We start from the raw sequence: 14,192 nt of genomic DNA on the forward strand, positions 1-14,192 counted from the left end.
GCTCCTGTCTTGAAATTTTCTTAGGCTTTGGCTTTGGGCTTAGCTTTGGCCTTGCTTGAGCCAGCCTCATGGTCCTTAGCGGCAATGTTGATCTTACCGGACCGGCCACCGATCGTGACCGAGTCCCCGGTGACAATGCTGCCGCTAAGCAGCAACTCACTGAGTTGGTCCTCAATTTGTTTTTGAATCGCACGGCGAATTGGACGCGCCCCGTATTCTGGGTCGAAGCCGGCTTCGGCAATAATGTCCACCGCTGTGTCGGTCACCCGAGCCTTGATGGCCAGTTCGCCTAGGCGCTTGATAATATCCTTAGTATGGAGCTTAACGATTTGGCGAATTTCTTCCTTAGTTAAGGAGTGGAAGACCACCGTTTCGTCAATCCGGTTGAGTAATTCTGGGCGGAAAGAACGCTTGAGCTCTTCACGAATACGTTTTTCCATGGCCAGGTGGTCAGCGGTAAACTGCTTAGCCCCAAAACCGACGGATTTCTCATCCCGCAGGGCGGTGGCCCCTAGGTTAGAGGTCATGATAATGATGGTGTTGCGGAAATCGACTTGGCGACCCTTGGAGTCCGTCAAATGCCCGTCGTCAAAGACTTGGAGCAGGATGTTGAAGACATCTGGGTGGGCCTTCTCGATTTCGTCCAGGAGAATGACAGAGTAAGGTTTTTGGCGAACCTTCTCGGTCAACTGGCCGCTTTCTTCATGGCCGACATAACCTGGAGGCGAACCAATCAGGCGAGACACGGTGTGTTTCTCCATGTACTCGGACATGTCGACCCGAATCATATTGTCTTGCGAGCCAAACATAGCTTGGGCCAAGGCCTTGGCCAATTCGGTCTTACCGACCCCAGTTGGTCCCAAGAAGAGGAAGGAACCAATTGGACGGCCTGGCGCCTTGAGGCCAGAACGAGCCCGGCGAATAGCGCGTGACACGGCGGACACGGCTTCTTCCTGGCCGATGACCCGTTGGTGAAGCTCCCGCTCTAGGTTAACTAGGCGTTGGCTTTCCTTCATGGCCATTTGGGTCACGGGGATGCCGGTTGACAGGGCCACCACTTGGGCCACTTGCTCTTCATCCACGACTAAATGCGCTGGCTGGCCGGCCTGAGCTTGGGCTTTCTTGCGGGCCCGGGCTAGACGTTTTTCCAGTTTTTGTTCGGCTTCACGGAGGCTGGCTGCCTCAGGGAACTTGCGGGCTAGCACGGCTTCTTCCTTATCAGCCTGCAACTTGGCCATTTCCTTCTCTAGGGCGAAAAGGGGATCGTGAGAGACAGCTTCTTCAATCCGCACCTTAGCGGCCGCTTCATCGATTAAGTCGATGGCCTTATCAGGCAAGGAGCGTGATGTAATGTAGCGGACACTGAGTTTGACCGCCGCTTCAATGGCTTGATCGGTAATGGTCACGGCGTGGTGAACTTCATATTGGGTCTTGAGCCCTTGCAGAATCTGGATGGTTTCTTCAGGCGTTGGCTCGTCCACTTGCACCTTGGAGAAACGACGTTCCAAGGCCGCGTCTTTTTCAATGTATTTCTGATATTCACTCAGGGTTGTTGCCCCGATGACTTGGATTTCACCCCGCGCCAGGGCTGGCTTAAGGATGTTGGCTGCATCAATAGCCCCTTCAGAGCCGCCGGCCCCAATCAAGGTATGGAGCTCATCAATGAAGAGAATGACTTGGCCGTCAGCCATGACTTCTTCCACAATGCGCTTCATGCGCTCTTCGAACTCACCCCGGTACTTGGTCCCAGCCACCAGGCTCCCCATATCCAGCATCATAAGGCGTTTCTTGGCAATATCGGCTGGCACGTCGCCTGATACGATGTGTTGGGCTAGGCCTTCTGCTAAGGCAGTCTTACCTACCCCAGGGTCCCCAACTAGGACAGGGTTATTCTTCTTACGACGGCTGATGATTTGCAGCATGCGTTGAACTTCCTTCTCGCGGCCCACCACTGGATCCATCTGGCCTTGCTTGGCCATTTGGGTCAGGTTGCGGGCAAAGGAATCCAAGGTTGGTGTCTTACTTGGCGCAGTCTCGCTGGCCTTCTGGGTCCGCGCTTGAGGCTTGCTTTGGCCCATTGGCATCTTATCAATGCCGATGGCTTGGTAGACGGCCTTCTTAAGGGCATCCAAGTCCACGTCTAGGTTGCGTAAGATTAAGGTCGCCAGGATTTCTTGTGGCAGCATGGCTAATAAGAGATGCTCGGTCCCAATTTGGCGTGCACCCAAGCGCTTAGCTGTATTGGAGGCATCCATGATATTTTTCTTGGCGCGTGGCGAATAAGGTAGGGTGACTTCCCCCCGCGGCATAGGTGCTTCTACATCGCCGTGGATGGCCCGTAACTCGTTCAGAATCAGTTCCGGGGTCACGCCAAATTCACGGAGAATGACGCCGGCAATCCCACGTTCTTCGCGGGCTAGACCAATCAAGATATGCTCGGTACCAATGGCAGAATGGCGCAATTGGTAGGTGGCCTCAGCCGCCATGATCATGACTTGATGGGCACTTTCGGTAAATAGTTCTTCAAACATCGCGTCTTCACTCCTTTTCTTAATAGCTGTATTTGAGTTGTTGCAAAAAGGTCTTGAGCAGTTGGGCGCGGGCCGCCTGTTCTTGCTCACTGATTTGATGGAGGACAGATTTTTCAATCACGGACAGGATTAAGGTTCCCTCGCGGTTGGTAATCAGGCCCTTGCCAATCAAATTCTCAATCATATGAATGCCGTTGCGTTGGCTAATCTTATCGCCCACTAATTCAATCAGCTGATCAATCAGGGCTGCCTCGTCGGCCAATTCAATCTTGAGAATGCGGATATAGCCGCCACCCCCTCGCTTACTTTCGACCAGGTAGCCATGCTCCTGGGTAAAGCGCGTCTTGATGACATAGTTAATTTGTGACGGGACACAGTCGAAGTGCTCCGCGATGTCACTACGTTTGATTTCGACATGCTCTTGGTGCTTAAGAAATTCCTTCAAATAGGCCTCAATGATGTCGGTCATATTGCGGCTTGACATGTTACCCCTCCTTACATTGACTTTCTTTGACTATTGTACACCAAATCAGACCTTTTGCCAACCTAATTGCTTGGCCTAGAGCTAAAGAAAAAGGAGCCTGAGGCCCCTTTTTATATAAATGATTATATATTTGCGTTTTCATAAGTGGCCGGGGCCAAATCCCGGTCTGACAGGCTTTGGCCGCCAAAAGACGAACGTTTCCGGCTAATTTCTGACTTTTCCGGTCTGAGACTGCCAAAAAGCCAGAATCTTTGCCCTCTCAAACCCTATTTAATAGTGTAACTATTAAATAGGCTTAAGCCTCTTGGGACAGGTAGGCCACCAAGGCATCCAGGTCGCTACCCAGCTGCTGATCCAGCAGCTGGTGACGAGCCAAGCCCTCATAACCATCCCGGCCTCGTCCTAAGAAGTCGTTGGTTACCAACTGATAAGTGGCCTCAGGGTCCAGGCCTTTGACTGCTTCTTGGACCTCTAAGGGCTGACCTTGACTGTCGATCATACGAGGATAGTGGCCGGATTCTAGCGCCTCCTTGAGGTCGGCACCCGTCACTTCCAGCACCCAGAGCTGACAGCCAAAGGGCAGAATGGCCAGAGCCTCCTCATAGGTCACCGGCCCCTGATCCAGACTTGCGCGGACGCCTCGCCCATTAATGAGGCTAAAGTCCACTTGCCAGCCCTTGGCCCGCGCAGCTGCCGCATAGGCCCGGCAGACCAGTTGGCTGAGATTGGTATGGCCCTGGCTCAAGGCCTCCCGACTGCCATCCAGGGCCTGACGACTTTGGCCGATGACCTGGCTAATCCGCGCCTGGGCCTGGCTCTGCCAGATTTTGAGTTCCTTAGCCACCGGACGGGCCACCTTGGCATAATGACTTAAATCATGTAGTTGGTAGTGGCCGAGCTGGTGGCTGCCATCCGGATGGAGCCAGAGACTGAGTTCGCCTAACAGGCGGCCATAGTAGCCAGCCTGTACCACCAAGGTCTGACCGACCAAGGCAGGTTGCTCTGTCACCGTATGGGTATGGCCCCCGATGATGGCGGCAAAGTCCGGAACTTCTTGGGCCAAAGCCAGGTCCGTCTCATAACCCAGATGGCTTAAGAGGACAAAGTGGCTTGCCCCAGCCTGACGGGCCAAGGCCAGATTCCGTTCTAAGGCCAGACGAGGCTCTTCAAAGCCAATCAGCTCCCCTGGCGAAGAATTATCCAGAGTTTCCAGGGTTGTCGCTGCTAGGACAGCCAGCCGGACACCAGCCGCCAGGTCATAGAGGCGGTAAGGCGCCACTTGTTGCGCCGCCAAATCAGCCAAAGCCGGCTCCCGGCTAAAGTCCAGGTTACTGGACACAAAGGGCACTCGGGCTTGGGCCATATAGGAGGCCAAAAAGCTAGGTCCCAAATCAAATTCATGGTTGCCAAAAGTGACCGCATCATAACCCAACTGGTTCAAGAGGGCAATTTCCGCTTGGCCAGCAAAGAGCTGGAAGTAAGGGCCACCCACAAAGAGGTCCCCAGCCCCCAGCAACAAGCTGGCTTGATACTGCGCGCGCAGGCCTTTAATCAGATGGGCCCGCTGGCCAAATAAATCCAGGTAGGAATGGGTGTCATTAGTATGGAGAATGCCAAGTTTTACAGCTTGCATGAATCAATCGCTTCTTTCTGCCTAGGCCTGCTCTTGTTGGGCGGCCTGGCGTTTGAGTAAGGTCTCGAAGAGGAGGGTTCCGGCCAGGTTGAGCATGAGCCGGGACCGAATCTTCTTACGCGCCTTGGGCGCATCATAAATCTGAATCAGTTGATCACTGAGTTTAGCCAAAGGATGATGGGTCAGGCTGGTAATGGCCACAATATGGGTCCCCTTTTGGCGAGCCTTGAGTAGGGTCTCATTAACCGTCTTGTTGGCCCCACCTAGGGAGAAGACTACGATGACATCTTCTTTGGTCGCAATATCAGGAATGCGTTCAATACTATACTGTTCGAAGAAGTCATTGGCCCAGACATCAATGAGCTTGAGCTTACGGTTAAAGTCGGACATGGGCATATAGCTAGAGCCAATCCCCACGCAGAAGACCCGACGCGCCGCCAAGACCCGGTCGGCCACCGACTCGAAATCAACCTGGTCTAATAGGGCCATGGTCCGTTGGAACTCGTCCGTCAATTGGGCCTTCATCAAGTCAAAATGACTGGCCTCCAGATGATGGGACTCCTGATTGGACTCCTTACTACGGCGCAGGTCATACTTGAGTTCATTGAAGGTAGCATAACCTAACTTCTTACCTGCCCGTACAATGGTCGAAGCCGACAAATGCAGGGCCGACCCAATAGACTTGAGGGTCTGGGCCTCGATATTGTCCTGCTTCATAAGATAGTCGATGACTTCCTGTTCATAGACCGATAATTCTTCATAGTGAGCCTTTAGGTTAACGAAAAACATGTCATCCCTCCTGATCCCCTAAGGGTTTACATTTCTATTGTACCACAGCTGGGAGCCACCACAAAATTTAGAGGTAATTTTACCTCTTGGAGTCAATTTTATCTTCCTTGGGAACTTTTTAGCACATTTAACTAAAGCGTTTGCTTTTTTGCTAGAATAGACTTATCAAATTATGAAGGAGCGACTACAATGAGTCAAAAAAACAAATTTGTTTATGCCTTTGAGCAGTTTGGCCGATCCTTCCTCTTACCTGTTTCGGTCTTGCCAGGGGCCGGGATTATTAAGGGGATTGGGACTGCCTTCTCTAACTCAGATACCTTGAAGATGTTCCCTGTTCTTCAGAACCAAATCTTCCAATTCATTATGAAATTCTTTATTACTTTAGGGGACACAGCCTTCAACCACCTACCTATCATCTTCGCTGTCGGCGTTGCCGTTGGTTTAGCCAAACGCGAAAAAGGTTCTGCTGCCCTATCCGGGGTACTCGGTTTTATCGTCTTACACTCCGTCCTCAACTTCCTCCTAGTCCAAAGCCATAGCTTGGTGGACACCAGCAAGTTATCTAGCGCTGAAGCTAAACTAGCCATGGCCAATGCCATGCAGACTAAGGTTATGGGGATTCAAACCCTGGACCTCAGCGTCTTCGGTGGGATTATCGTCGGAGTCGTGGTTTTCTTCGTTCACCGTTGGGCGGTTAAGAAACAATTACCTGCCCTAATCGGCTTCTTCAGTGGCCCACGTTTCGTACCGATTGTGACCATCGTTGCCATGGCCTTTGTTTCGGTTATCCTCTTCTTCATCTGGCCACCAATCCAACAAGGGATTTCAGTTATGTCCGTCTTCATCCTCAAATCTGGTCCGCTAGGTACCTTCCTCTATGGGCTAGTTGAACGGGCACTCCTACCATTTGGTCTCCACCACGGGCTGAACTGGCCTGTACGTACCACTGAATTAGGTGGGACCTGGACCATCAATGGCGAACGCGTTGTGGGTACCATCAATGCCTACCTAGCGTCACTTGCGGATCCTAACATTACCTCAATCGACCCATCCATTACCCGTTTCAACGGCGGGAAATTCGTTTACTTCATGTTTGGTTTATCTGGGGCTGCCTACGCTATGTACAAGACAGCCGATCCTAAGAAACGCAAAGTTGTCGGCTCTCTGCTCTTCGCAGCTGCTGGTACAGCCTTCTTAACCGGGATTACCGAACCAATTGAATTTACCTTCCTCTTCGTTGCCCCAATCCTCTATATCGCTCATGCCTTCATGGCTGGGACTGCCTTATTGGTAATGCACCTCTTAGGTGCTGGGGTGGCAACACCAACCGGTCACGGTTTTATTAACTTAATTATCTACGGCGTACTGCAAGGACCTAAAACCCACTGGTGGTTAGTCTTCATCGTCGGTGTACCTTGCTTCATCCTCTACTACTATGTCTTCCGCTTGCTCATCCTTAAATTCAACTTGAAGACACCAGGTCGTGAAGATAGCGATGAAGTCAAACTTTCAAGCAAGAAAGAAGCACGGGAAAAACTGGGTGTCACCATTAACCAAGTCGGTCAAGACAACAGCAACAATGACTTACACCCTGAAGACCAAGCCCTGCTAAACTCAGGTACTGCCATGAAGACCATTCCTGACAGTCCCGAAGGCATCTATCAACAAGCCCTAGGCTTGATTGCCGCTCACGGTGGCCCTGACAACATTGAAGAAGTCAATGCCTGCATCACCCGCCTGCGGATTAATGTCAAAGACAAAGCCCAAGTAGATAAAGACACTATCGTTCACCAACTAGGTGCCCTAGGCTTTGCCGAAAACGACATGCAAATGCAATCAATCTATGGAGCCCACGCCAATGTCTTGAAAATGGAGATCCAAGACATCCTCGGCATGGAGGAATAAGTCATGCGTAACCTCTTTGTGACAGACTTAGATGGTACCTTCGTCAAGGATTCTGTCACGGTCAATGCAGCTGATTTGGCGGCCTACCATACCGCCAAAGAGCTGGGCGACTTCTCCATCGCCACTGGCCGCTCCCTGGCAGAGATCCAGTACATTGTCCAAGGCAATAATCTCGATGTCACGCATATGATTGGCTTTAACGGCGCGGTGGTGACGCGCTATGCCCAACTCTTGGCCGAGCATCACTTACCTGAAGACGTCACGCCCAAGCTGCTGGCTTATTTCAAGGAGCAAAAATTAATCTTTGATGCCCTAGACGGTCAACGTCGCATTGGTAACTTCGACCACGAGCATAAGCAACGGCTCTGGAATATGCCTTTGATTTGCTTGCCAGACCCTTATCCAGCCTTAGAAGGCCATCGCCTCTACAAGGTCAATGTCCGCCCAAGTGCTGAGACCGCCGACTTCTACCTAGCTGACTTGCAAGCCAAGTTTCCTCAACTGGCTACCTATAAATCAGGCTCTACTCGGCTAGAAGTAACGGCTCAAGGGGTCTCCAAGGCCTCCGGCTTAGCCATCATCCGGTCTGACTATGACCGCCTGGTAGTCTTTGGCGACTCAGGCAATGACAGCGACATGTTCGCAGTGGCTGACATCTCCTATTGTATGGATCATGCTCCAGCTGAAGTTCAAGCCCAAGCCACTCACGTGGTAGCTAGCTTCGCTGACGCCATGGCCCATTTCCAAACACACTATCTATAAAGCCTCAAGGCCCGCCTCACTTCCTTCACTTCCGCGGGTATAAGAAAACGGCAGCTAGCCCTTACTGGGCTGGCTGCTTTTTTTCCTCTCCCTATCTATCAATCTATCTATTGATAGATAGGGTCTGAAGCCCCCTTTTTTACGTGCTGATTTAGTCACAACTTTTCAACTACTCCTCTATTTCCTGGCCCGACCCAACAAAAAAGAGGACGGGAATGACTCCCATCCTCTCTAGCTTATTGTAAGTCCAAGGATACTTCCACTGTCTGAACAGGTACGTCATAGTAGGGATCTTCCCGGCGGCCTAGGTAATCCTTGGCTTGTTGTGGGAAGAGGGCATACATGAGTAAATCCTCGTCAGACTTAGCGTAGTCCTTAATTTCTTCCCGCAATTCTGGTAATTGCGGCTCAATCAAGTCAGCAGGTCGTACTGTTACAACTTCTGCGTCCCCAATAATGGTTTGCTTGACTTCTGGATCAATCTTGGCTGGTGCTTGACCGTAGTGGCCTAAGACATAGTCCTTGATTTCCTTAGGAACCATCTTGTAGCGTTGGCCAGAGATGACGTTCATCACCGCCTGGGTCCCTACCATTTGTGATAATGGGGTTACCAATGGTGGATAGCCTAAGTCAGCCCTTACTTTTGGTACTTCAGCAAGTACTTGATCATACTTATCAGCCAAACCTTGTTCGGTTAATTGGCTGAGCAAGTTGGATAACATACCGCCAGGCACTTGATAAATCAAGGTCTTAGGCTCGGTATCCTTAACCTTAGGATTGAGCACACCTTCAGCCCGGAACTTGTCGCGGATGCCGTTGAAGTAAGCTGCTGCCGCTTCTACTTCTTTCATATCCACGCCTGTCTTGAAGCCTAAGTCTTCTAAGGCCAAGACCATCGATTCGGTGGCTGGCTGGCTAGTCCCGCCAGAGAAGGATGACAAGGCTGTGTCGATAATGTCGGCCCCTGCTTCTGCTACCTTGAGGTAGGTCATCTCAGAAATCCCGCTAGTTGCATGGGTGTGGACTTCCAACGGTAAATCTACCTTATCCTTGATACGGCTAACCAATTCATAACCAGCTTGTGGTGTTAGAACCCCTGCCATGTCCTTGATACAGATAGAATCTGCCCCGAATTTGGCCATGCGTCCTACCAAGTCCACATAATAGTCTAGGGTGTGGACTGGGCTAGTGGTGTAGGAAATAGCTGTTTGGGCTAAGCCCCCTGCTTCCTTGGTTGCTTCAATCGAAGTTTTTAGGTTGCGTACATCGTTCAAGGCATCGAAGATACGGATAATATCAATCCCATTTTCGACTGATTTTTGCACGAAGAGCTTCACTACATCGTCCGCATAGTTACGGTAACCTAGCAGGTTTTGACCCCGCAAGAGCATTTGTAACTTGGTGTTTTTGACTGCTGCGCGAATTTGGCGCAGACGTTCCCATGGATCTTCGTTTAAGAAGCGGATGCAAGAGTCGAAGGTCGCACCGCCCCATACTTCCAGGGCATGGAAGCCCGCTTGATCCAGGGTTTTCAGAATTGGCAACATATCTTCCGTCGTCATACGAGTGGCAATTTGGCTTTGTTGGCCATCCCGTAAGACGGTTTCAGTGATACGAATTAATTTGCTCATAGTTTATTCCTTTCCTTAAGGGGATTCAGTCTGGGCCTCATAGTTAGCGACGGCCTGACTGATATAGGCCTGCATGTCCGCTACTGAGTGTTGGCGTGAGCGAGCACACTGCTTGGCGTCTGCTTGGCAGAGGAAACACTGGCGGGGTGCCAAGCCTAACTGCCGGCGGCTGATGGGGCAGGGTCTACCTTCCACCAGTTCCAGCACATCCAAGTCTAGTAGACGACCTAAGGGGTGCTGCCCTTCAAAGGCCACTAAATGGCGCTTGACTAGCTCAGCCTCCTGGCTAACCACCCAATAGGCCTCTAACCCTGTCACGGCCTCCAGCAAATCCTGGTAGAGAACCGCCTCTTGGGCCAAATGGTCACTGACGAGCTGGGCTAGCTGGTGACCGATTTTGGACAGGCCCTCGGAGTTTTTGACAGGCCCCGGCGTGTTGAGGGTCATGGAGACCAAGACGGCCGGCGCATAGGTCTCGAGTAAGTGGCTCTGGCGCTGGCTCCGCGCCTCGCGGGCTGATAGAACCTGGCCCAAATGGACCTCAGGCCCATCAAAGAGTCCCTTAGACATTGCGCACCACGTCGATGACGCTACCGTCACGATATTCGATGACCGCTACAACCTTGTCCCCGTATTGAATCGGTTCTGGGTTACCCACAATGCTGTAGGCTTTTTCTTTGAGTTCTTGGATGGTGTATTGAGGTACCTTGAGAGACTTGAAGTGTTCAACTAAGTCTGGGCGGTTAGGGTTAACCGCAATCCCAATCTCAGTGACGACCACGTCCACGCTAGTCCCTGGTGTTACGACCGTATTAACAGAGTCTACGAATGTTGGAATGCGGCCACGTACTAATGGTGAAATCACCATGGACATCTTAGAAGCAAAGGCGGTATCACAGTGACCACCAGAAGCCCCACGGATAACCCCGTCAGAACCGGTCATGACATTGACGTTGAAGTCCGTATCGACTTCCAAGGCAGACAAGATGGCGACATCCAAACGGTTAACCATGGCCCCTTTGGACAGTGGGTTAGCATACATGCTAGCGTCGATTTCGTAGTGGTCTGCATTGCGACCAAGGGACACTGCCGATGGGTGGTCAAAGTCTTGTACGTCGATGACCTTCTCAACTAGGCCTTCTTCTAAGAGTTCAACCATGGCATTGGTAATTCCACCTAGCACGAAGCTGGCTTTAATGCCGTCTTTAATCATTTGTTCGCGGATAAAGCGGGTTGCAGCTAGTGAAGCACCACCCGTACCTGTTTGGAAGGAGAAGCCTTCCTTATAGTAAGGAGAACCTGTAATGACCTTAGAAGCATATTCTGCAATCAAGAGCTCTTTAGGGTTCTTGGTGAAGCGAGTTGCCCCTTTGGCAATCCCTTGAGGATCCCCAATGGCATCTACTACGACCACATAGTCTACGTCTGTTTGTGGAATGGAGATTGGGGTGTTTGGATATGGTACCAAGGAGTCAGTGATGACTACTACTTGGTCGGCATATTTAGCATCAATCATGGCATAACCTAGGGAGCCACAAGTCGCTTTCCCTTTGGTCCCGTTGACGTTCCCATATTCGTCAGAACTTGGGGCACCTAAGAAGGCTACGTCAATGTGGATGTCGCCAGCCGTAATGGCACGGGCACGTCCCCCGTGGGAACGAATCACCACTGGATTCTCCATAATACCGGAAGAAATCGCAGCCCCTAACTTGTCACGCAGACCACTAGAGGTAATGTTGGTGATGACCCCATTTTTGATGTGGTCGATAAGGGGCTCGTGTACATTGGCAATAGAAGAAGGTGCGATGGAGAGATTTTTGATCCCCATTTTGGCAATTTCTTCCATGACCATGTTGATGACATAGTCCCCTTCACGGAAATGGTGGTGGAAGGAAATGGTCATGCCGTCTTTGAGGCCGGTCTTTTCAATGGCTTCGCGAAGGCTGCCCAAGAGTTTTTCTTGGCGTGGTTCAACGGGCTTTACCTTACGGCTTGAAGCTTCATAAGGTTTAATCCGTGCCAGCTCTCCTTCATAGACGCCGTATTGATCGGCGATTGCTTGTGGAATTTCACGTCCTGCTTTGTTGACTACCATCTTAAATTTCCTCCTCGCTAATGAGTCCCGCTGCTTTGGCTAGGGCAATGACCCGCTCAGCGCGTTCCACGATTGGCTTGTCGACCATTTTCCCTTTGACTGAGATGACGCCAGAGCCTTTAGCTTCAGCTTCACGAATCGCCCAGATAATTTCCTTAGATTGTTGGATTTCCTTCTCAGTTGGGGCATATACTTCATTAACCACTGGAATTTGGCGTGGGTTGATGACTGATTTACCATCGAAACCTAATTGCTTGATGCGGGTGACTTCCTCACGGAAGCCGTCCATGTTGTCTACGTTAGAGTAGACGGTGTCGATTGCGGCAATCCCTGCGGCACGCGCTGCATGTAGAATCATGCTACGTGCGAAGAAGAGTTCTTGGCCATCAGGGTAACGGCGAGTCTTCATGTTGGTCACATAGTCTTCCGCCCCTAAGGCAATCCCAATCAGACGGTCAGATGCCTTAGCAATCTCACGAGCATTGAGTACCCCTTCAGCTGATTCGATGGCCGCCATCATCTTAGTGCGACCAAGAGGAATATTATTTTCCTGCTCAACACGGGTAATAATAGCATCGACATCCACGATATCTTGGGCGTTTTCGGTCTTAGGCAGACGTACCACGTCAACCCCAGCCAAGACTACCGCTTCGATATCTAGGGCACCGGTAGTGTCCAGCCCGTTAATCCGTACAACGGTTTCGACATTGCTGTAGTCAAAGGTTTTGAGGGCGAAGTGCACCAAGGTGCGGGCAGAGTCTTTTTCCTTGAGGGAGACTGCATCTTCTAGGTCAAACATAATAGAGTCAGCCCCGTATAGTGGCGCATCGCGTAGCATAGCCGCATTAGCACCGGGGACAAACATCATTGTTCTTCTTAAGCGTTCCATGAGTCAATCTCCTTCCAATTATATTCTGATAATTCAGCTGCACGATGGGCCACCGTAATGGTCCGAGCTTGGATGGTGCAATCTAAGGCACCCTTGTCAACCGCTACTACTTGAGCTGATTGAATGCCTAGGCGAGTCAAGGTGTCTTCAATGACACGACGAATTTGCGCCCCAAATTGTTTTTCGACTGAACTTTCTAATTGAATGTCAATGCGTCCAGCATCACTCGGATTCAAAGTAATCATAATGTCGCTTGATTCCAAGGTGCCAACAACTGCACTTTTTTTAATTTCCATCTTTATTCCACCTTTTCTCTCTGGGCGTCTTGGCCCAGTAAGTCTTGTGACTGTATGTAATGATAGGTTGACTGTGGGACTAGGTTGACCCAGTCAGCTAGCTTCCCTGCTTGAATCGCTGCCCGTACGCGGGTCGCACTAATAACCTGGCCGTCCTTTTCTAGACGGGGGATAATCTTTAGGTCTAAGTCCTGGCCGAAGGCTTGGGCCAAGGCCTGATTGTAGACTTGGGTGACCGGCGATAGGGGTTCTTCCCCTACAAAGCGAATGGCAATCTCTAGACTAGGCGCAATGAACTGCTTGAAGACTTGCGCATCAAGTTCTGCCTGGACCTGAGCCACCGCCAAATCCGCCCTTTCCTTAAGGAAGTAGGAGGGGAAGATAGCCTGCGAGACCATATAATCACGGCTAGGCAGGACGGTGACATTGGCTAAATCTGCCACCCCGGCTTGGACCATCTTGAAGCGATCTTGCGCGCTAAAATAGGACCGATCTTCGGATACCACGAAGATATAGAGGTGGTCACAGGCGGACAAAGCCTGTTCTACCAGATAGCGATGGCCTAGGGTAAAGGGATTGGCGTTCATGACGATGGCCCCATTTTGGGAACTGTCCACCTTATGCTGAGTCAAATAGCTCAGATAGTCCTGAAAGGACGGAAAGCCCTGCTCCATAAAGAGCAAGGCTTCGGTTTGCGCCAGAAGCCGAAAGCCCAAGGCCTTAAAGTAAGGAAGATTCTTTGGTTTAGTATAGACGAAGCGATTGGTCAAGCCTTCCTGGTCCAAACGTTCCAAGAGGGCCATCACCACTTGCGTCAACAAATTCTCTGACTGATAGGCGGCGCAAACCACCAAGCACTTGAGAATCTTGCCGTCCAAGGACCCAGTCGCTGCCAAGCGTGCCCCATCATAAATGCCGATTGTATAATCGACCGTTTCCTGGTCACTCAGCTTGGCGGCCTGCATTAAAGCCTGCCAATCTTTCAAGGCTTGCGGGTCACGGTCCAACCAGAGGCGTCTGGTCACATAGCCGTCCATTTTGTCTTAGTCCTTTTCTACTGGGAAGTACTTGATGAGGAGTTCAGATGCCCCGTATAAGATACCGAGAACTAAGAAGACCCCACCCATCCCAATCAGCATGAGTTCAAGAGCTTGTCGTAAGTTATCTAAATTCATAA

At 51.0% G+C, this 14,192-nt stretch carries 13 protein-coding genes; 2 read left to right on the top strand and 11 right to left on the bottom strand.

The features are described from left to right. Window positions 1-20: 20 nt before the first annotated feature. From GCWU000182_RS04260 to GCWU000182_RS04275, 4 genes are all read right to left on the bottom strand, one after another. Window positions 21-2,531: an ATP-dependent Clp protease ATP-binding subunit gene (locus GCWU000182_RS04260; RefSeq protein ID WP_023391541.1), complete on the bottom strand. Its 2,511-nt coding sequence runs from the start codon at window positions 2,529-2,531 to the stop codon at window positions 21-23. Between the two features lie 19 nt (window positions 2,532-2,550). Continuing rightward, window positions 2,551-3,015, bottom strand: a complete 465-nt coding sequence (locus GCWU000182_RS04265; protein WP_035364070.1) for a CtsR family transcriptional regulator — start codon at window positions 3,013-3,015, stop codon at window positions 2,551-2,553. A 295-nt stretch (window positions 3,016-3,310) separates the two neighbouring features. Further along, window positions 3,311-4,648 (bottom strand): bifunctional metallophosphatase/5'-nucleotidase, encoded by a 1,338-nt coding sequence (locus GCWU000182_RS04270; RefSeq protein ID WP_023391544.1) that lies wholly within the window; start codon window positions 4,646-4,648, stop codon window positions 3,311-3,313. 21 nt (window positions 4,649-4,669) lie between these two features. Further along, the gene (locus GCWU000182_RS04275; RefSeq protein WP_023391545.1) at window positions 4,670-5,437 is read right to left on the bottom strand and encodes a MurR/RpiR family transcriptional regulator; all 768 of its coding nucleotides are present in this window, start codon (window positions 5,435-5,437) and stop codon (window positions 4,670-4,672) included. A gap of 189 nt (window positions 5,438-5,626) precedes the next feature. Between GCWU000182_RS04275 and GCWU000182_RS04280 the strand changes: the two genes are divergently transcribed. Together GCWU000182_RS04280 and GCWU000182_RS04285 are read left to right on the top strand one after the other, a co-directional pair. After that, window positions 5,627-7,342, top strand: coding sequence for a PTS transporter subunit EIIC (locus GCWU000182_RS04280; protein WP_023391546.1), 1,716 nt, complete (start codon window positions 5,627-5,629; stop codon window positions 7,340-7,342). Window positions 7,343-7,345: 3 nt separating this feature from the next. Beyond that, window positions 7,346-8,104 carry an HAD-IIB family hydrolase gene (locus GCWU000182_RS04285; protein ID WP_023391547.1) on the top strand — a complete coding sequence of 253 codons (759 nt, stop codon included), beginning with the start codon at window positions 7,346-7,348 and terminating at the stop codon, window positions 8,102-8,104. A gap of 236 nt (window positions 8,105-8,340) precedes the next feature. On the opposite strand, the gene GCWU000182_RS04290 is transcribed toward GCWU000182_RS04285, so the two are convergent. The 7 genes from GCWU000182_RS04290 to GCWU000182_RS09850 are packed head-to-tail and all read right to left on the bottom strand — an operon-like array spanning window position 8,341 to window position 14,190. Next, the gene (locus GCWU000182_RS04290) at window positions 8,341-9,735 is read right to left on the bottom strand and encodes an oxaloacetate decarboxylase subunit alpha (protein ID WP_023391548.1); all 1,395 of its coding nucleotides are present in this window, start codon (window positions 9,733-9,735) and stop codon (window positions 8,341-8,343) included. Window positions 9,736-9,750: 15 nt separating this feature from the next. Continuing rightward, a complete protein-coding gene (gene citX / locus GCWU000182_RS04295; protein WP_023391549.1) occupies window positions 9,751-10,305 on the bottom strand; it encodes a citrate lyase holo-[acyl-carrier protein] synthase in 555 nt (184 codons plus the stop codon). Then, complete coding sequence (citF, locus tag GCWU000182_RS04300) at window positions 10,298-11,830, bottom strand: citrate lyase subunit alpha (RefSeq protein WP_023391550.1); 1,533 nt, start codon at window positions 11,828-11,830, stop codon at window positions 10,298-10,300. The genes citX and citF overlap by 8 nt, the downstream gene beginning before the upstream one ends. Before the next feature lies 1 nt (window position 11,831). Next, window positions 11,832-12,719, bottom strand: a complete 888-nt coding sequence (gene citE, locus GCWU000182_RS04305) for a citrate (pro-3S)-lyase subunit beta (protein WP_035364073.1) — start codon at window positions 12,717-12,719, stop codon at window positions 11,832-11,834. Continuing rightward, window positions 12,707-13,015, bottom strand: a complete 309-nt coding sequence (gene citD / locus GCWU000182_RS04310) for a citrate lyase acyl carrier protein (RefSeq protein ID WP_023391552.1) — start codon at window positions 13,013-13,015, stop codon at window positions 12,707-12,709. The genes citE and citD overlap by 13 nt, the downstream gene beginning before the upstream one ends. A gap of 2 nt (window positions 13,016-13,017) precedes the next feature. Further along, the gene (gene citC, locus GCWU000182_RS04315; protein ID WP_023391553.1) at window positions 13,018-14,052 is read right to left on the bottom strand and encodes a [citrate (pro-3S)-lyase] ligase; all 1,035 of its coding nucleotides are present in this window, start codon (window positions 14,050-14,052) and stop codon (window positions 13,018-13,020) included. A gap of 6 nt (window positions 14,053-14,058) precedes the next feature. Beyond that, the gene (locus tag GCWU000182_RS09850; RefSeq protein WP_023391554.1) at window positions 14,059-14,190 is read right to left on the bottom strand and encodes an OadG-related small transporter subunit; all 132 of its coding nucleotides are present in this window, start codon (window positions 14,188-14,190) and stop codon (window positions 14,059-14,061) included. Window positions 14,191-14,192 lie beyond the last annotated feature (2 nt).

Origin of the sequence: Abiotrophia defectiva ATCC 49176 (assembly GCF_000160075.2) — a bacterium.
In the GTDB taxonomy this organism is placed as follows: domain Bacteria; phylum Bacillota; class Bacilli; order Lactobacillales; family Aerococcaceae; genus Abiotrophia; species Abiotrophia defectiva.